Below are 17,417 nucleotides of genomic sequence, written 5' to 3' on the forward strand. Positions count from 1 at the left end.
CGGCCACTCCTCCGCGGAATCTGAACAAATTCCACTTCACACGCTATTCTTACGGATGCCGGAACGCACAGGTTGCGGCAGACCGGGGGGAACCGCGTGGAGCAGGAGCATCATCCGAAGCCTATTTTCTATGACGAGCGCGGTCGCCGATGGCCCGCGATTCTGCGTGCGTGGGCGATGCTGGCGCTGGTTCTGTCGGTTCTGTCTGCCGTTTTCATGGCGACAATCATCGGGGCCCCTCCGCTCCGCGCGCTGAAACTCCCCGCCCCGGGGTTTATCCCCGACCCTCAGAGGCCGCCGTCGGTTGTCGGCGCCAGGGTCAAAGAGCAGACGCGGTACGCGCTCGCCCTGAAGATGACGCGCAGTAAGGCCGCGCTGGAACGCCACATGCGCGCGCACCGGGCCCTGACGGCGGCTCCCCTAGTCCGCGCGAGGGACCGAAAACCTCTTTCGGTGGTGGCGGGGTTCTACGTGAACTGGGATGCCACTTCGTATGCATCGCTCACGCAAAACGCCCGTGCGCTGACGCACCTGATGCCCGAATGGCTTCACCTGGGCAAGGACGGATCGACATTCCGAACGGAGGAGTCGAAGAAGGTCATCGATTTCTGCGATAAGCACAACCTCCCGATCCTTCCACTCCTCAACAACGTGGACGCGGGCGACTTCGAGCCGGATCGAATCCACAAACTCCTGGTCTCGGACGCCGCCCAGGCCAAACTTGCACAGGGCATCGTTGCGTACCTTAAGAAGCATAAGTTCAAGGGGCTCAACCTCGATATCGAAGGTGCGGCTGATGCCGATCGCGACTTGATGTCCGGGTTCGTCTACAGCCTGGCCGATGCGCTGCACGCCAACAGACTGCTTCTTTCGATGGACGTGCCGTTGGAGGAGCAGGCGTATGACCTCGCCGCGCTCGGCGACGCTTGCGATTTCATCGTGCCGATGCTGTACGATCAGCACGATGCCACAGGAACTGCGGGGCCGATCGCGGGACAGGATTGGTTTGAGGCGAAAGCGAAGGAGATCTATACCCTCGTGCCGCCCAATAAGGTGGTCCTCGGCCTAGGATCATACGGGTATGACTGGCGCAACGGCCAACCGACCGCGCACAGCATGACGTACGAAGAGGCTGTCGTGACGGCGCGCGACGAGGAAGCGAAGATCGCGTTCGATGAGAACTCGCTTAACCCGCACTACGCATACACGGACGATCGGGGCGCGCCGCACAGCGTCTGGTTCCTTGATGCGGTCACGATGTACAACAACCTGCGCAGCCAGCGCGAGGCGAAGCCGCTGGGCGCCGCTCTATGGGTGCTTGGGAGTGAGGATCCCAGCGTCTGGTCGTTCTTCCGTCGAGACAAACTGGCCACTAATACCGACTCGCGCGGGCTCCGGGCGATATCGTTCGAGGAGGAGGTCGACACCGAAGGCTTGGGCGAAATCCTGAGCATCGCTTCTCAGCCGGCCGATGGCTATCGGGATATTTCGACAGATCCAACGGGCTATATCCGCACCGAGCGGTATGTGAAATACCCGTCCCCGTATCTGATTCGGCTGCGCGGGGGGGATCAGCGCAAATCGATAGCGCTGACGTTTGACGACGGGCCGGACCCGAGGTGGACCCCGAAAATCCTGGACATCCTCCAGCATTATCACGTGCCGGCCACATTCTTCGTTCAGGGCGCGCAAGCGGAACAACACCCCGACCTCGTGCGCCGTGAGTATGCCGAAGGGCACGAGATCGGCAATCACACCTTCTACCACCCCGATCTGAGCATCGCCAGCCCGACGCGAGTGCGCCTGGAACTGGATGCAACCCAACGGGCGATCCAGCACCTGACGGGACATTCCACCGAACTATTCCGCGCGCCGTATTCCGTTGACACCACACCGACCAAGGCCAGCGAGATCAGGCCGCTTCTGACCGCTCAGGCTCTGGGATACGTTACGGTGGGTGCGAATATCGACCCCAACGACTGGGCGCGGCCGGGCGTTAAAGCCATCCTCTACGGCGGCAATCCCGCCCCCGGAGCGGAGAAAGACGTTGAAACGATCGACGGCGTCCTCACGACTGCGGTGCTGGGGCTGCAGCCGAACGCGGATTCCATGCACATCGTACTCCTGCACGATTACGGCGGAGACCGAACGCAGACCATCCAGGCTCTGCCGCACATCATCGAAGGTCTCCGCGCCGAGGGGTTCACTTTCACGACCGTGAGCGGCCTGATGGGCCAGTCTCGCGATGCGGTCATGCCGCCGGTCTCAGGCCGGGACATCCAACTGGTGGGTGTGGACTCATTTGTGTTCGACCTGATATTCGGGTCCAAATCGGCGCTTCAATGGGTGTTCTACCTCACTCTGCTGCTCGGGGTATCCCGCGTGCTTTTTACCGCGGCATTCGCCCTCGTCCAGGCGCGCCGCGCGCGTCGGGAGGTATTCGACCCTCGATACCATCCCAAGGTTTCCGTTGTTATCGCGGCGTACAACGAAGCGGAAGTCATCGAGCGCACCGTTCAGGCAATTTTGGGCTCTGACTATGACGACGTTGAGATCATCGTCGTTGACGATGGCTCAATAGACGACACTTCCGCAGTCGTTCACCGCGCGTTTCAGCACGAACCGCGTGTTACCTTGCTTCGCAAGGATAATGGCGGGAAGGCCGGCGCCTTGAACACAGGCCTCGACTATGCTCGTGGCGAGATAGCGATTGGCCTGGATGCAGACACGTTGTTCGCGCCAAACACTATCTCGCTTCTGGTGCGCCATTTCCACGACCCCCGCGTTGCGGCCGTTGCCGGAAATGTGAAGGTCGGAAATCGCGTGAACCTGTGGACGCTGTGGCAGAGCCTTGAGTATATTGCGAGCCAGAACTTCGACCGCCGCGCGTATGCGGCGCTGAACTGCATCACGGTGGTGCCGGGCGCCATCGGCGCCTGGCGGCGAAGCGTGATTCTTGAGGCCGGTGGCTACCTGGCGGACACGCTGGCGGAGGACACGGACCTGACGCTGCGTGTGCGAAGACTGGGGTACGTGCTCAAGACGGAAAACGATGCCCTCGCATATACCGAAGCGCCAGACAACGTGCGCGCTTTGGCCAAGCAGAGGTTCCGCTGGGCGTTCGGCACCCTCCAATGCCTGTGGAAACATCGCAAGGTGTTGTTCCGGCGCAAGTACGGAGCGCTGGGGTTCGTTGCGCTGCCCACACTCTGGCTGTTCCAGATGGTGTTCCAGGCCGTCTCGCCGGTGGTGGACCTGATGATCCTCGTCGCGATCTGGAGCGGAAACTTTCCCACCGTCCTGTTCTATTACGGCTTGTTCTTCTTCGTGGACCTGATCGGCGCTGCGATGGCCGTGTGGTTGGACGATGAGGACTGGCGCCTGCTGCTCTGGATGTTCTGGCAGCGGTTTGTCTACCGCCAGGTGATGTACTACGTGATCTTCCGCAGCGTCATGGCCGCGTTCCGGGGGCACCACGTCGGATGGGGGAAACTCCAGCGCAAAGGGACGGCGACCGCGGCGCGGTAGCATCCAAACATTCAGCATCCGGCCAGAGTGCCGGATGCCGGATGCTGAGGAATGGCGGAGAGAGTGGGATTCGAACCCACGGTAGAGTTACCCCTACAACGGTTTTCGAGACCGTCTCCTTGAACCGCTCGGACATCTCTCCCGAACCATCGTTATGATACTTCACAAGCGTGGAGGTGTCAAGGCGGTCATGCGCCGCGGCCGTGGCGGCCCGCCTTGACGCTCACAACGGCAATCCCCTAGGATGGCGATATCACCGGGCAAGGGGGACGTCAGTAATTTGGAAAGCGTTGTGCTGGTCACCGATCGCGCGGAGTTGAGGGAGTTGTGTCGACGTGCTCTGCGCCAGGGACCCCCGTTTCGCGTGATATCGCCCGATGAATGGCGAAAAGCCGAATTTGGCAGCACACGGGACCGCCTCTTTATCGTTGACTTGCCCACCGCCCGCTCCACCCGCGACCTGCTTCCTGTCGCCGAAAACTGGCCCCACGGCTTTGCGGGTTCGCTCATCGCCGTTCTCGGACAGGATTCCCTCCCCGGGTTTAATCCCAGCGCGGTGATCGACGATCTCCTCGTCGAGCCATTTCTTGAGGCCGAAGCCGCCCTTCGCGTTCGTAATCTCCTCTGGAAGACCCGGATGGCGGCGCCGCCGGAGATCATGGTCTTCGGCGACCTGGCGATTGACAGCGGTTCCTACGAAGTGAATATCGCCGGCGTCACGCTGGACCTGACGTACAAGGAATATGAGCTTCTGCGTTTCCTTGCGGCGAATCCGTCCAGGGTATTCACGCGCGATATGCTGCTTAGCCGTGTGTGGGGCGAGGACTACTATGGGGGCACGAGAACGGTGGATGTGCACGTCCGGCGCCTTCGCCTCAAACTCGGTGCGCAGCACGATTCGCTGATCGGAACCGTGCGAAATGTGGGCTACCGCTTCGTGGCCCCGGATACCCTGTAGCGCGAACCCTTCGCCTACCGCCGGCTGAACGTGAATACGCCGAGCGCCACAATGCACAGGCACATCGTGACGGCGTACAGGATCAGCACCGTCTCACGCTGCGACAGCCCGCTTCTCAGCAGCCTGTGGTGTACGTGGCCCTTATCCGCCTGGGTGAGCGGCTGCATTGTGACCAGGCGCCGGATCACCACGAAAACGGCGTCCAGGATCGGCACACCCATCACCAGCACGCTCACACTGAGCGTTACCACGGTGGCGATCTTGGTGAGACTCAGGATGGACAGGCAGGCGAGCATAAAGCCCAGGAACTGAGCGCCGGCGGTCCCCATGAAGATCCGGGCCGGATTGAAGTTGTGGCGCAGGAACCCGATGGCGCTGCCGCAAACCGTGGCTGCCATCACGGCCGCGACCACGTTGTGAGTCTGGAGCGCCATGAGGGCCAGGGTTGCGCAGCTGATTGCGCTGACGCCGGCCGCCAGTCCGTCCACCCCGTCGATGATGTCCGTGGCTTTCGTCGTGAAGAAGATCCACGCCATGGTGATGGGCACGGCCAGGTGGAGGTTATCGAGATCCCACGTTCCGGGCCCGAGCGGGTTGGTCACAAAGGATATCTTCACGCCCTGCAGTGTTACGAGCCATCCGGCGAAGAGCAGTACGGCCATCTGCGCGAGCGCGGACAGGTCGAACTTGTCGTCCAGCACGCCGAAGACCGCCACGAGGAACGCCGCGCCGAGGATGGCCGCCACCTTGTCCTCATGCGGTCCGCGCGGCACCGTAAGGAGGATCGCCAGTATCGTGGAGCACACGATGGCGATGCCTCCCCAGAGCGGCATGTCCTTCGTATGGACGTCGCGAACCCGCGGAACGCGCATTGCCCCCGCCGCCCGGGCCACCTGCTCCACTACCGGTGTCAACAGGTAGGAGCCAAAAAGCGCCAGTGCGAACGCCACCAGACATAGTATCAGCCCATTCATTACATGCATAAGACCCTGCCGCCCCGACGGCGATTGCTTCGCGCCGACAACAGGGCAAACGTAAGGGAAACGTGCTTGTCACGTTGCGATGACCGCACCAAGTTATTATTGGCGTTCGTGAGCGGCATTGAACATGCCGCCGCCGCCTCAATTTGTACACCGCGTTCAACCTTCCGAAATGGCATAAAGACTTGTGCGTGGCCGTTCAAACAGACGGACGCAGGAGGAATGCATTTTGGACTTTACGCAACTGCTTCAGGAAGCTGCCGCTCAGAACGCGTCGGACGTGTTCCTGAAAGAAAACACACCGCCCGCCGTCCGGTTGGCGGGCCGGATCGTGCGGACCGAACACCCGCCTGTCAACAGCCAGATGATTCGCCAGTTCGCGCAAACCGTGATGACGTCCGATCAGATGGCGCGCTTCGACAAGCGGCACGAAATGGACCTGGCGTTCACGATTCCTGGAGTCAGCCGGTTCCGCGCTAATATTTACCAGCAGCGCGGTAGCTGGAGTATGGTCCTTCGTCTCGTCCCCCTGTATGTGCAGCCTCTGGATGATCTCCAGATGCCGACGCCGATCCGTGAACTGACCAAACTGCGGCAGGGGCTGATCCTTGTGAGTGGACCGACGGGGAGCGGGAAATCGACCACTCTCGCCGCGATGATCGATGAAATCAACTCAACCCGCAACTGCAACATCGTGACCGTCGAAGACCCGATCGAGTTCGTGCACGCGGACAAATTGTCGATCGTCAGCCAGCGCGAGGTCGGCGCGGACACGGAATCGTTCACCGACGCGCTCAAATACGTGGTGCGGCAGAGCCCTGACGTGATCCTCATCGGAGAGATGCGCGATATTGAGACGATGACCGTGGCGATGGCGGCAGCGGAAACGGGGCATCTGGTGCTCAGCACGGTGCATACGTCGTCGGCCCCTGAAACGGTGGACCGCCTGATCAACATGTTCCCGCCGCATGCGAAGATCGACGTCTGCACGCGCCTGGCTAAGACGCTTCGTGGATGTCTCGCGCAGGCGTTGATTCCCACTGTGGATGGGACCGGTCGTACGGCGGCCATCGAGATCATGCTGTCCGGTCCGACGATCAGCAAATTGGTGGAAGAAGGGCGGTCCGGCTCGATCCAGCAGGCGATCAGCGAGGACCGGTTCTACGGCATGCAGACGATGAACGAGGCGCTGCACAAACTAGTCGCCGCCGGCACGGTTTCCGAGGACGATGCGCTGTCTCATTCACCTAACGCGTTGGAGCTTCGGCAGATGCTGCGGCGTAAATGACGCCCTAACCGCCGGGTTGCATCGGGATCCGCTGCAACCCGGCCCTTGGCATCCCTCGCGCTTTCAGCGGCCGTTGTGGGAGAGGATCCTTTCCGGGAGAGCCGGCATAGGTTCGCGCAAATCCACGCCGCAGATTCGCTGCACCTGTGCGATGAACCACACCTCGTACGCCGAGTCCGCGGTCGCCCAGTTTGCCAGTGACTTTGCCGGATCCGGGGAGTCGAACGTTACGATAACCATATCACCGTTCGGCGTCTGCTGAAGATACCATTCCTCACGGGTTATCTCTTCGCGAGCCAGGGTATCCAGGAACTCCGAACGGCGTGGACCGGCCACTTCCGTAGCGAACCGCCGGGCGGCCTCCGTCTGTCCGTGCAGGACGGGAAAAGCAACCACAATACTGGCCATATATTCATTCTCCTAATTGAATCTATATGATGCGGTAAAGTCAAAGGTAGCTTTAGCCCGCCGAATCTGACCAACGATCGGGCGACTCCACGTCTGCCCGTGACCACGACGTTTGCCCTCTCGCGAACCGTTCTTTAGAATGAAAGCATACACACGCTCTCAAAGGACGGGATTATGGCGGACGAAACGGAACGCGAGCACAAATCGGACGGACGATACCACCCTGCGGATATCGAGGCCAAATGGCAGGCGCGATGGGAAGCGGAGCGCCTTTTTGCGCGAAAGGACCCGGGCGGGGACAGCAAGCAGTACGTCATCGAAATGTTTGCGTACCCCAGCGGAGACCTTCATTGGGGACACGTCCGCAACTACACGATCGGCGACGTCTTTGCCCGCTACCAGACGGCGCGGGGCAAAAACGTATTCCACCCGTTCGGGTTTGATGCGTTTGGCCTGCCGGCCGAGAATGCAGCCATCAAGCGGAACGTGCATCCGGCCGAGTGGACGCACGCCAATATTGCCCACATGACGTCTCAGTTGAAGCGCATGGGTTATTCCTATGACTGGGACCACACCCTGAACACCTGCGATCCCGAGTACTATCGCTGGAATCAGTGCCTGTTCCTGAAGTTTCACGAGCGCGGCCTGGCTTACAAGAAAAAGTCGCTGCTGAACTGGTGCCCCCAGGACAAGACCGTCCTGGCGAATGAACAGGTGCTCAACGGGTGCTGCGAACGCTGTGGGACGCCGGTGGTGAAGCGCGAACTGAGCCAATGGTTCTTCCGGATCACCGACTACGCGGACCGCCTCCTGGAAAACCACGCCCAACTCGATTGGCCGCAGGCCGTCATCGAGATGCAGAAGAACTGGATCGGCCGCAGCACCGGCGCGCTGATTGATTTTGACCTTGAGGCCCCGTTCGCGGGCGAAAGCCTTTCCGTCTTTACCACCCGGCCGGACACCCTGTTTGGCGTCACCTATATGGTGCTGGCGCCGGAACACCCGCTGGTTGCCCGGGTAAAGGAAGCCTTCCCTGCCGAAGCAGAACGGATCGGGGCATTTGTGGAGAAGGTCGGCCGGGAGTCGGAGATCGATCGCACGGCGGAGGACAAGCCCAAAGAAGGCGTCCCGCTGCCCATTTTCGCGATTAATCCTGCCAACGGGGACCGTATCCCGGTGTGGATTGCCAATTACGTGCTGGTGGAGTACGGAACCGGCGCCGTGATGGCGGTACCCGCGCACGACGAGCGTGACTTTGCCTTCGCGAAGCAGCATGCTCTGCCGATTGTGGAGGTCATCGCGCCGTCAGCCGACAGCCATCCGTCTTCGGCCCTCGATGCCGCATATACCGACCCGGGCGTGATGGTGAACTCGGCCGAGTTTACCGGCTTGTCCAACGCGGACGGGAAAGGTAAGGTGGTCGCCGGGCTGGAAGGGAAAGGTAAGGGTAAGGCTACCGTCAACTTCCGCCTGCGCGACTGGTGTATCTCCCGCCAGCGGTATTGGGGAACACCGATACCGATGGTGTATTGCGACTCCTGTGGGATCGTGCCGCTCCCCTACTCCGCTTTGCCCGTTACCCTGCCGACAGACGTTGCCTTTACCGGCCAGGAGAATCCGCTGCAGACCAGCCCGAGTTTCCTGATGACGTCCTGTCCCACCTGTGGCGGCCCGGCGCGCCGGGAGACGGACACCATGGACACGTTCGTGGATTCATCGTGGTATTTCCTGCGCTACCTGAATCCGCGGAACGAGACCGTTCCGTTCGATTCCTCAGATGTGAAGGAATGGATGCCGCTGGATATGTATATCGGCGGACGGGAACACGCGACGATGCATCTCATCTACGCGCGCTTCTTTACCATGGCGCTGCACGATATGGGGCTGGTCGATTTCGATGAACCGTTCACGCGGCTGTTCAACCAGGGCATTCTCACCCAGGGTGGCAGCAAGATGAGCAAGCGCGGGAACGCTACGCCGCCAAACCAGCTCCTGGACAAGTACGGCGCGGATGCGTGCCGCATGTTCATCCTTTTCGTCGCCCCTCCGGAGGAACGCACCGAATGGAATGAAGCCGGCGTGGAAGGCACATTCCGCTTCCTGACACGCGTATGGCGCTTCGTGACACAGCCGAAGCCGTCGGGCAGCGCCTTCCTCGATTCTGATGAACCGGTGCGGCGGGCCTTGCATCGAACGATTCAGAAGGTCACCGAGGATATGGATGGCCTCCGATACAACACCGCGATCGCCGCGATGATGGAACTCATGAACGCCCTGTCCACTGCGTCCCTCTCCGGCGCGGCCTGGAGCGAAGCGGCGACGGCGCTGGTTCAGATGCTCAACCCCTTGGCGCCGCATTTCGCGTGCGAGGCCTGGCAGATGATGGGCCACCGTGAAACGCTTTACGCCAACGCCTGGCCCGCCTTCGACGCGGATCTCGGCCGGGAAAACGAGGTCGAGATCGTCCTTCAAATCAACGGCAAGGTGCGCGACCACCTGACCGTCGCCGCGGGAACGCCGGCGGCCGACCTTGAGGCGATGGCGCGCTCCAGCGAGAAGGTATTGGCTGCGCTGGACGGTAAGCAGATCAGGAAGATCATCGCCGTGCCGGACAAGCTGGTGAACGTCGTAATCGGTTGATCCGCTGTGGATTCCCGCGGGTCAACCCGTGGTTAGGCTGCCGGTCCAGGTGCCGCCGTCCCAGCCTGCCTTGCCCGGCAAGTCTCGAAGGGCAACGAATCCCGTGCCGTTGCGCATCACCATCGGCACGCGGTGGTTCGCCTTCGCCCCGTCCTGCACGATGGCCCGCCCCTTTGATGCATCGATGATGCGCAGCCGCGCGGCTGCCGCCATGGGGCGAAGCGCCACCATCAGAGTCTTGTCCTGGTAAAGGTAAGGTTGCGCCGAGGTGACTTCCTTGCCGTTCACTACCACATGGATCGGCATAGGCGGGGGAACGTCCGGTTGCAGGATGCGTTTGGCCCGCTCGTAGTACGCCCGGCGGTCGGCCGCGCCGTTTGTTCCGCCATTGATCACGCGCGTAATCTGGTCGAATTTCCCGGCGTCCGCGAGTTCGTTGAGGTTGTGCTGTTTCCAAAACAGGCCGGCAATTCGGAAGCCGGCCTCGGGCTGCGCCGCCATTCTGGGGTTAGCCAGCAAGTCCAACCCGAGCAGGTCGCCAAAGCGGGCGTAATTCGCGCGGCCGGTCAACTGGATCGGCCCCCGGCCTTTGAAGCGGCGACCATCACCCGGGCGGGTGTTCCCCAGGTCCTTACGGCCTTCGTACTGCTCCCCACTGGCCATCTCCTCCATGTAGCGGAGTTCACATGACTCATGGGCTATCTGGGCAAGGAAGGCAGCCTTTCGGAGTAGGGCGTCGATCAGGAATTCGTCCATCGCCAGGACCAGATGCGGGAGACAAGTATCCCGGCGCGATGACCTGAGGTGCGGCATGATGCCGGAGAGCTCTTCCGCAGTTAGCATGGCGCCCCTCCGCGACGCTTGGAACCGCGGCCGCGAGGGGATTCTCATCCTCGCGGCCGCGGTCTCATTCCACTAAGATAGGACGGGGTCTCGCCGGAAAGGCGTTCGGTCGTTGATGGACAGAACGGTGACGTGCGGCGCCCGATGGGATGGGCGGAGCCTTCCCCCGTTGGAGTCCATGCCCGCCGCCCACTGCTCCAATTCCCAACGTCCGACGAGCCGATGCTCGTCTCGCCCGGCGCGATACAAGACGATCGTCGGAAGGCTCCCACTGCAAATGGCGTCGTGGATCGCTGCGGGGGCCACGCCCTTCAGCTCTGCGGCTTCGTCAATCGTAAGGTAACGGTTTGCCATGCCCGTAATCCTCTGCTGCCAAAAAGTGTTACACCGTGCAAGCTGAATATCGGAGCTATGACGGCGCCTCTTTAGGGTGGCGGCGGATAGACTGAACAAATGGAGGCCTTTGGACCGTCTGGACATGTGGGAGGCGCGCGCCGGCGGGATTGGCGGGAGCGTGTGGGAATCGAACCCACCCAGGACGGCGTAACCGCCCCGGACACGGTTTTGAAGACCGCCCGGGCCACCAGACCCGATCCGCCCCCGTTTACATACGAAACCATAGCACAACGTGTAAGCCAGGCGCTCTCACTGACAACGCGGTCTTCGCGCGCTCGCTATACTGATTTGCGGAGGATATGAATGACAGTTGAACCGCCTACCGGCACGAATTCCGCCCCGTTCGCTCAAGCTTCGCCGGCTGTTCCCGCCGTCGCGGAAACCCGTTTCCGGGTTGACGACCTTTTGCGCGAACTCGTGTCTCGCGACGCGAGCGACCTGCACCTGCGCGTCGGTGAGCCGCCCGTGATGCGAGTCCACGGTGACCTGATTCGAACCACCTATCCGGCTCTCACCCCCGAAGATACCGAGGCGATCGCGGACCAGCTTCTCAACGAGGAGCGCCGGAAGCGATATGATGAATTCCTGGAGGCGGACCTCAGTTACAGCATCCCCGGCGTGTCCCGATTCCGCGTGAATTTCTTCCGCCAGCGGGGCCACGTGGGCGCCGTGATGCGGGCCATCCCCATCAAGATTAAGACCATTGACGATCTCGGCTTGCCGCAAGTGACCAAGGATTTGTCCCTTCGCCCGCGCGGATTGGTACTGGTTACCGGGCCGACAGGGTCCGGCAAATCCACGTCGCTCGCGGCGATGATCCACCACATCAACACCCTGACGCGCAAGCACATCATCACCGTCGAGGACCCCATCGAGTTCCTGCATAACGACATCAATTGCGCGGTCGAACAGCGCGAACTGGGAATGGACACCCACTCGTTCAACGAGGCCCTGAAACACGTGCTGCGCCAGAATCCGGATGTCATCCTCGTTGGTGAGATGCGCGACCTTGAGACGATATCGCTGGCCATCACCGCGGCGGAAACCGGCCACCTCGTGTTCGCGACATTGCATACAACGGACGCCCCGCAGACCGTTGACCGGGTCATTGACGTATTCTCGCCGGACCAGCAGCAGCAAATCCGCATGCAGTTGTCGGTCACGCTCCTGGCCGTTATCTCGCAAACCCTTATGCCGCGAGCCGACGAATCGGGGCGCGTTGCGGCGTTCGAGGTGATGGTTTGCACTCCGGCTATCCGGGCCCTGATCCGGGAGGGCAAGACGCACCAGTTGTACACCGACATCCAGACCGGCTCCGAACACGGAATGATCAGCCTGGACCAGTACCTGCTGGATCTCGTCCGCAACCGGGTGATCAAGTACGAGGACGCCCTCGCAAAGTCGAGCAACCCGAAGGACTTCGAGCAGCGTGCCCAGAAGATGATGGCGGAGATGAGTGCGACCCACGGGGTGCGCCGCTAAACGACCCTTCCTCGTTCGACAGGCGGGGATACGAGAAAACATAAACAGAATGAGCAATAACGTACAACTAGCGCCCGCGGAGCAGCCGGCCGTGGTAACGACCGAGTCGGTTAGCGAAACCATGATGCGGAATCCGCGTCAGACGTTGGATTACCTTCTCACCGAGATGGTGAAGGCTTCCGGCTCCGATATGGTCCTCAAAGAGGGCGCGCCTCCGCTGTTCAGAATCCACGGGGATCTGTTTCCGACCCAGTTTCCCCGGCTCACGGCGGATAACGTCCAGACGCTTTGCTACTCCATCGTGACGGACAGGCAAAAGGAGTCCTTTGAAAAGGGCCTGGAACTGGACGTGGCCCACGAGATCGCCAACGTATCTCGATTCCGGGTCAACCTGATGTTCCAGCGCAACGCCGTAACCGGGTGTTTCCGCGCCATTCCGCTGGACATCAAAACGATGGAGCAGCTGAACCTGCCGGCGGTGTGCCGGTATTTCTGCGAACGTCCGCGCGGATTGGTCCTGGTCACCGGGCCGACCGGTTCCGGCAAAACCACTTCCCTTGCAGCGATGATCAACTACATCAACGAACGGATGGCGGTCCACGTCATGACCGTCGAGGATCCAGTTGAGTTCGTGCACGAGGACAAGAAGGCGTTGATCAACCAGCGCCAGTTGGGAACGGACACGCTCTCCTTCGCCAACGCGTTGAAATTCGTCCTCCGCCAGGACCCCGACATCATCCTGGTCGGCGAAATGCGCGACCTCGAAACCATCGCGCTTGCCATCACCGCCGCCGAAACCGGCCACCTCGTGTTTGGAACCCTGCACACCACTGACGCCGTCCAGACGGTGGACAGAATCATCGACGTCTTCCCGACGCACCAGCAGCAGCAGGTGCGCATGCAGATGTCGGTTAACCTGATCGGCGTCGTCTCGCAGACCCTCCTGAAGACCGCGGATGGCCAGGGGCGCGTGGCCGCCTTTGAGACAATGGTGGCCATCCCCTCAATCCGCAACCTGATCCGCGAGGCCAAGACCCATCAGATCAACTCCGCGATCCAGACAGGCGCCCGTCAGGGCATGATGAGCCTGGACCAGAATCTCGCCGAATTGGCGCGGCGGCGGGTAGTGAAATTCGAGGACGCTGCTGCCAAAGCGGGCAATCTTCAGGAATTCATGAACATCTACGGCGAGTCTGTGAGCCAGGACCAGATGGCGGCGGCCCAGGCGGCCCGAAACAGGTAGCGCGGGGCGGGAGCCGCTGTCCGCAAGCACTATTCGTCCTGAAATGCGGGCCCGGTTGCGGATTCGGGATGAGCGTGCCTGCCCTATCCCCGCCCCGTAAGGACGCGTGTGGCGGCGAGGGATTGAAGCGCGAGGGCGATACCGATCGCCAGCACGATGGCGTTCCCGACGATTGAGACTGCCCGCACTCCCCGCGGCGTGAGCCGGGCCAGTGGCGTGCGCTGCTGACCCCAGACGACTGCCAGTCCGGCCGCGGTGAGCGTTACGGCCAGTCCGGCGCTGAATGCCACGATGAGCGCCATGCCATACAGCGTCTGGTGGATCGCAATGGCGCCCAGAAGGACGATCAGCGCATCGGGGCAGGGAACGATGCCACCGCTTATCCCCAACGCCAGGAGGCTGCCTACCGTGATGCTGTTCGGCACCGAGTGGGTATGTTCACCCCCGACACCATGGGAATGCGTGACGGCGTGGTCGTGATGATGGTGCTGTGTGTGCTCACCGTGATGAGAGTGCGCGGCGCTATGGGCGCGTTCCCGCCCGATCTCCCGCAGCCTCGCCAGAAGCATGCCGCCTCCGATGAGGGCGACCAGCACACCGGACGCGACTCCCAACCAGGGCTGGAGAACCTCGGGCAGAACGAACTGCGAGCCATACAACGCCACCGCGCCCAGCAGGAAAACGCCGAAGGTGTGACTGAGCGTGACCGTTATCCCGAGCAGGATGGCGTGCCGGGCCGTTCCCCGCTGGCCCACGAGGTAAGCCGCGACCAGGGTCTTTCCGTGTCCAGGTTGCAGCGCGTGTATTCCCCCAAGGCAGAACGCGATGAGGAGCGACATCAGCAGAACAGCCGGGGTGATTCGCTTGACAGCCACCAGTGAGTGAAAGGCTCTCGCCCAGCGGGATGGTGGTGGCGCCGCGGATGCCACCGGCGGTTGGGTGGGCGCGGGCGCGGGAAGAGCAACGGCCGCCGGCGCCGGTCGGGCGCCCGGCGCGGGAGCCGGCCGTACCTTGGTCGTGGGTTTCAATGACGCTGTCGCCTTCGGTGCCGGGCTCGTATCGATTCCCGGAACGTCGATTAACGGCGCCCAGGGCACTGCGACGGGAGGTGTTGAGACGGTTGCGTGTTTCACCGGGGCTGGCGTTGCCGCGATTCTCTGTACGGGCTTGGGCGCGGGCGGCGCCGCCGGTATGTTGACTGTGAAATCGGCGGAGGAATCCTGAGGGGGATTCGAAAGACGATCGGGCGGATAGGCTCGAAGCTCGCGGCTGATTTCCTTGTTCAGCGTGTTTCCCGCAATCGGCGGGATGCCGGTCGCGGCTTCGACGACCATCTCCTTCCAACCGGGACGTTCGGGGTAGTTCGCATCCTTGAACTCTATCCGGTGAATGCCCGGACGGAGAGGAGCCACCGCGTCCAATTCCACCTTCATCGTTGCCAGGTTGGCCACACCCGGCGTGAACCTGGCGTCGGCGCCTTTGAGAGTCCAGCTTACCGCGGTTCCATCCACGCTTGTCGGGAGGTTGCCAAGCCAGCGGGGCGTCCGCGACCGAATGTACGACTTGACTTCCGCATCGGAAACGTCGTTGTCCGAATTGAGATCCATCACCTGCCGCTCCACCATGGTCGGCAGTTCAGCCATGTCGAGCACGTATCTGAGTCGCAGAGACCCCTTCTCAACGCGGAGTCGCGCGTAGTGGTTGATCGTGAAATTCCCCATCGGATGCGCCGCCGCCGCGATGGGCGAAAGCGTGAGTAGAAGCGTTATCTGGCAGATTCGAGCGAGTTTCATAGGCAGTGCAGAATGGTTGCGGGTGGGGGCGTTTGCCGCTCCGAAAAAAGTACAAAAATCCGGGTGTTAATTTACTCTGGCGAACGACGCGTTCGTCATGAGGGGCCATAATCAATATTAAGGATCGCCTTCACCCAGACTTGGAAGCCCTTCCCTATTCTACCGATTTGGGCGGTATGGGAAGCGGCGCGCGGCTGAAATTGAGCGCTTTTTTGGCGACCTTACAAATTGGTTGCGGCGAAGCCTACAAATCGTTGTCCGCCGTGCCGATGATGTCGTAAATTCAAGATTGTCTTATTCTGAAACACCCGCAGCCGTCCAGGGCTATCACATCCCGGTTCTCCTGGCGCAGTGCCTGGACCTGCTATCGATTAAGCCGGACGGAGTGTACCTGGATGCCACCTTGGGTGGTGGCGGGCATGCGCGGGCGATTCTGGACCGCCTTGGCCCCGGTGGAAGGCTGATCGGCGTTGATCGGGATGCGGACGCTCTCGAATGCGCCAAGGGGTGGCGGGACCCATATGGGGACAAGTTTGAGGCCATAAGGGCATCGTTTGCCGGTTTGCGGCAAGCGCTGGGTGACCCGCAAGAACCATTTCTGGACGGCGTGCTGTTCGACCTGGGAGTGTCTTCGCATCAACTGGATGTCGCCGGTCGCGGCTTCTCCTTCCGGGCGGGCGGCCCGCTTGATATGCGGATGGACGCTCGGGACGCCATGACCGCGGAAGACATTGTTCGAACGTGGGACGCCGACGAAATCAAGGACGCGTTGCGGAAATACGGCGAGGAGCGTTACGCCGGCAGGATAGCGAGTGCGATTGTACGCGAACGGGATCGCATCAAGACGACTGCCGATCTCGCGGCGGTGGTGAAGCGAGCGGTTCCCGGACAGGGAGCGAGTGAGCGCATACACCCTGCGACACGGACGTTTCAGGCCTTTCGCATATTGATCAACGACGAGATGGAAGCGTTGGAACAGGGCCTGGAACAGGCGGTTTCGCTGCTCCGGCCTGGTGGGCGCATCGTTGTGATCTCGTACCATTCGCTGGAAGACCGTATCGTAAAGAACGCGTTCCGGGAGTGGTCAAAGGGCTGTATATGCCCGCCGCGCATGCCGTTGTGCCGGTGCGGGCACACGGCGACCGTGAAGATATTGACGAGGAAGCCGGTTGTTCCGACCGACGAGGAGATTCGGGAGAACCCGAGAGCCCGGAGCGCGAAAGCAAGGGGTGCGGAAAGACTTCCGGTTTGAACCTCAAAGATGGAACAGGTTGGATGGTCAGGGGGCACGATGATGAGCGCCCCAATGCCCCTTGCCCGCGGGGCTTTTTATACATCGGGCGCGTGTTAAATTCTGTCTCATTCGGTAACACAGAGGTTTGAAGTGATAGCCCCGCGTACACACCAGCGGATAATTTCAAAGCGCAAACAGGCCAAGATGCCCCCGACGCCCGGCCGCGCCGGAACCCGAAGGCATCCGCGGACCAACGCCCGGTCGCTCGTGGTGCTGAGGCGCGATCTCATCATCGTCGCCTCGATCGCGTGTACCCTTCTGATGGTGCACGTCTTCCAGTACGCCTGTGTCGCGAAAGCGGGCTATGAACGCGCTCGCCTGCGGGCGGAAATCCACACCCTGGCCCAGGAGAACAGCAACCTGCGCGCCGATGTGGAAATACTGGAGCGGCCGCAGAGGATCGATCATCTGGCGCGCCAGCGCGGGATGATCCAGCGAACCGACGCCGACTTCGTGGCCCTGGCGCCCCTGCCGCAGAAGCCCGCCAACCCGGATCGTCCGATGATCGCCGGCTTCCTGCCGGAATGGCTGAACAAACTCGTCTCACACAAGCGCTAGGAGGGA

Annotated in this window: 13 protein-coding genes and 2 tRNA genes; 8 read left to right on the forward strand and 7 right to left on the reverse strand. The window is 61.6% G+C overall.

The annotated features are described in order from the left end of the window. Positions 1 to 72 precede the first annotated feature (72 nt). Positions 73 to 3,528, forward strand: a complete 3,456-nt coding sequence (locus VGM51_16720; GenBank protein HEY3414685.1) for a polysaccharide deacetylase family protein — start codon at positions 73 to 75, stop codon at positions 3,526 to 3,528. A 52-nt stretch (positions 3,529 to 3,580) separates the two neighbouring features. On the opposite strand, the gene VGM51_16725 is transcribed toward VGM51_16720, so the two are convergent. Next, positions 3,581 to 3,670: transfer RNA gene (locus VGM51_16725), tRNA-Ser, on the reverse strand. A gap of 102 nt (positions 3,671 to 3,772) precedes the next feature. On the opposite strand from VGM51_16725, the gene VGM51_16730 reads away from it, so the two are divergent. Further along, positions 3,773 to 4,486, forward strand: coding sequence for a response regulator transcription factor (locus VGM51_16730; protein ID HEY3414686.1), 714 nt, complete (start codon positions 3,773 to 3,775; stop codon positions 4,484 to 4,486). Between the two features lie 14 nt (positions 4,487 to 4,500). On the opposite strand, the gene VGM51_16735 is transcribed toward VGM51_16730, so the two are convergent. Beyond that, positions 4,501 to 5,469 (reverse strand): MraY family glycosyltransferase, encoded by a 969-nt coding sequence (locus VGM51_16735; GenBank protein ID HEY3414687.1) that lies wholly within the window; start codon positions 5,467 to 5,469, stop codon positions 4,501 to 4,503. A 226-nt stretch (positions 5,470 to 5,695) separates the two neighbouring features. Between VGM51_16735 and VGM51_16740 the strand changes: the two genes are divergently transcribed. Continuing rightward, positions 5,696 to 6,754: a PilT/PilU family type 4a pilus ATPase gene (locus VGM51_16740; protein HEY3414688.1), complete on the forward strand. Its 1,059-nt coding sequence runs from the start codon at positions 5,696 to 5,698 to the stop codon at positions 6,752 to 6,754. 63 nt (positions 6,755 to 6,817) lie between these two features. Here the strand turns inward: VGM51_16740 and VGM51_16745 are convergent, their stop codons facing one another. Next, on the reverse strand, positions 6,818 to 7,162 hold the full coding sequence (locus VGM51_16745) for a hypothetical protein (GenBank protein HEY3414689.1): 345 nt from the start codon (positions 7,160 to 7,162) through the stop codon (positions 6,818 to 6,820). 174 nt (positions 7,163 to 7,336) lie between these two features. On the opposite strand from VGM51_16745, the gene leuS reads away from it, so the two are divergent. Next, positions 7,337 to 9,802, forward strand: coding sequence for a leucine--tRNA ligase (gene leuS, locus VGM51_16750; GenBank protein HEY3414690.1), 2,466 nt, complete (start codon positions 7,337 to 7,339; stop codon positions 9,800 to 9,802). Between the two features lie 21 nt (positions 9,803 to 9,823). On the opposite strand, the gene VGM51_16755 is transcribed toward leuS, so the two are convergent. The 3 genes from VGM51_16755 to VGM51_16765 all read right to left on the reverse strand — a co-directional run bounded on the left by VGM51_16755 (position 9,824) and on the right by VGM51_16765 (position 11,247). Continuing rightward, positions 9,824 to 10,645, reverse strand: coding sequence for a glycoside hydrolase family 19 protein (locus VGM51_16755; protein ID HEY3414691.1), 822 nt, complete (start codon positions 10,643 to 10,645; stop codon positions 9,824 to 9,826). A gap of 72 nt (positions 10,646 to 10,717) precedes the next feature. Next, entirely contained in the window at positions 10,718 to 10,999 is a 282-nt protein-coding gene (locus tag VGM51_16760; protein ID HEY3414692.1) for a hypothetical protein, read from the reverse strand. 150 nt (positions 11,000 to 11,149) lie between these two features. Next, a tRNA-Sec gene (locus VGM51_16765) sits at positions 11,150 to 11,247 on the reverse strand. Positions 11,248 to 11,344: 97 nt separating this feature from the next. Between VGM51_16765 and VGM51_16770 the strand changes: the two genes are divergently transcribed. Continuing rightward, positions 11,345 to 12,523 (forward strand): type IV pilus twitching motility protein PilT, encoded by a 1,179-nt coding sequence (locus tag VGM51_16770; GenBank protein ID HEY3414693.1) that lies wholly within the window; start codon positions 11,345 to 11,347, stop codon positions 12,521 to 12,523. A gap of 49 nt (positions 12,524 to 12,572) precedes the next feature. Beyond that, positions 12,573 to 13,766, forward strand: coding sequence for a type IV pilus twitching motility protein PilT (locus VGM51_16775; protein HEY3414694.1), 1,194 nt, complete (start codon positions 12,573 to 12,575; stop codon positions 13,764 to 13,766). Between the two features lie 83 nt (positions 13,767 to 13,849). On the opposite strand, the gene VGM51_16780 is transcribed toward VGM51_16775, so the two are convergent. Then, on the reverse strand, positions 13,850 to 15,559 hold the full coding sequence (locus VGM51_16780) for a hypothetical protein (protein ID HEY3414695.1): 1,710 nt from the start codon (positions 15,557 to 15,559) through the stop codon (positions 13,850 to 13,852). A 289-nt stretch (positions 15,560 to 15,848) separates the two neighbouring features. On the opposite strand from VGM51_16780, the gene rsmH reads away from it, so the two are divergent. Continuing rightward, the gene (rsmH, locus tag VGM51_16785) at positions 15,849 to 16,811 is read left to right on the forward strand and encodes a 16S rRNA (cytosine(1402)-N(4))-methyltransferase RsmH (protein ID HEY3414696.1); all 963 of its coding nucleotides are present in this window, start codon (positions 15,849 to 15,851) and stop codon (positions 16,809 to 16,811) included. A gap of 186 nt (positions 16,812 to 16,997) precedes the next feature. Then, the gene (locus tag VGM51_16790; protein HEY3414697.1) at positions 16,998 to 17,411 is read left to right on the forward strand and encodes a hypothetical protein; all 414 of its coding nucleotides are present in this window, start codon (positions 16,998 to 17,000) and stop codon (positions 17,409 to 17,411) included. Positions 17,412 to 17,417 lie beyond the last annotated feature (6 nt).

The organism is Armatimonadota bacterium, assembly GCA_036504095.1.
Taxonomy (GTDB): Bacteria; Armatimonadota; DTGP01; order JAKQQT01; family JAKQQT01; genus DASXUL01.

Excerpts from the sequence above, each read along its gene's own strand:
- VGM51_16730 (HEY3414686.1), top strand. The coding sequence starts at position 3,773 with ATGGCGATATCACCGGGCAAGGGGGACGTCAGTAATTTGGAAAGCGTT.
- VGM51_16735 (HEY3414687.1), bottom strand. The coding sequence starts at position 5,469 with ATGCATGTAATGAATGGGCTGATACTATGTCTGGTGGCGTTCGCACTG.
- VGM51_16745 (HEY3414689.1), bottom strand. The coding sequence starts at position 7,162 with ATGGCCAGTATTGTGGTTGCTTTTCCCGTCCTGCACGGACAGACGGAG.
- leuS (HEY3414690.1), top strand. The coding sequence starts at position 7,337 with ATGGCGGACGAAACGGAACGCGAGCACAAATCGGACGGACGATACCAC.
- VGM51_16755 (HEY3414691.1), bottom strand. The coding sequence starts at position 10,645 with ATGCTAACTGCGGAAGAGCTCTCCGGCATCATGCCGCACCTCAGGTCA.
- VGM51_16760 (HEY3414692.1), bottom strand. The coding sequence starts at position 10,999 with ATGGCAAACCGTTACCTTACGATTGACGAAGCCGCAGAGCTGAAGGGC.
- VGM51_16770 (HEY3414693.1), top strand. The coding sequence starts at position 11,345 with ATGACAGTTGAACCGCCTACCGGCACGAATTCCGCCCCGTTCGCTCAA.
- VGM51_16775 (HEY3414694.1), top strand. The coding sequence starts at position 12,573 with ATGAGCAATAACGTACAACTAGCGCCCGCGGAGCAGCCGGCCGTGGTA.
- VGM51_16780 (HEY3414695.1), bottom strand. The coding sequence starts at position 15,559 with ATGAAACTCGCTCGAATCTGCCAGATAACGCTTCTACTCACGCTTTCG.
- VGM51_16790 (HEY3414697.1), top strand. The coding sequence starts at position 16,998 with ATGCCCCCGACGCCCGGCCGCGCCGGAACCCGAAGGCATCCGCGGACC.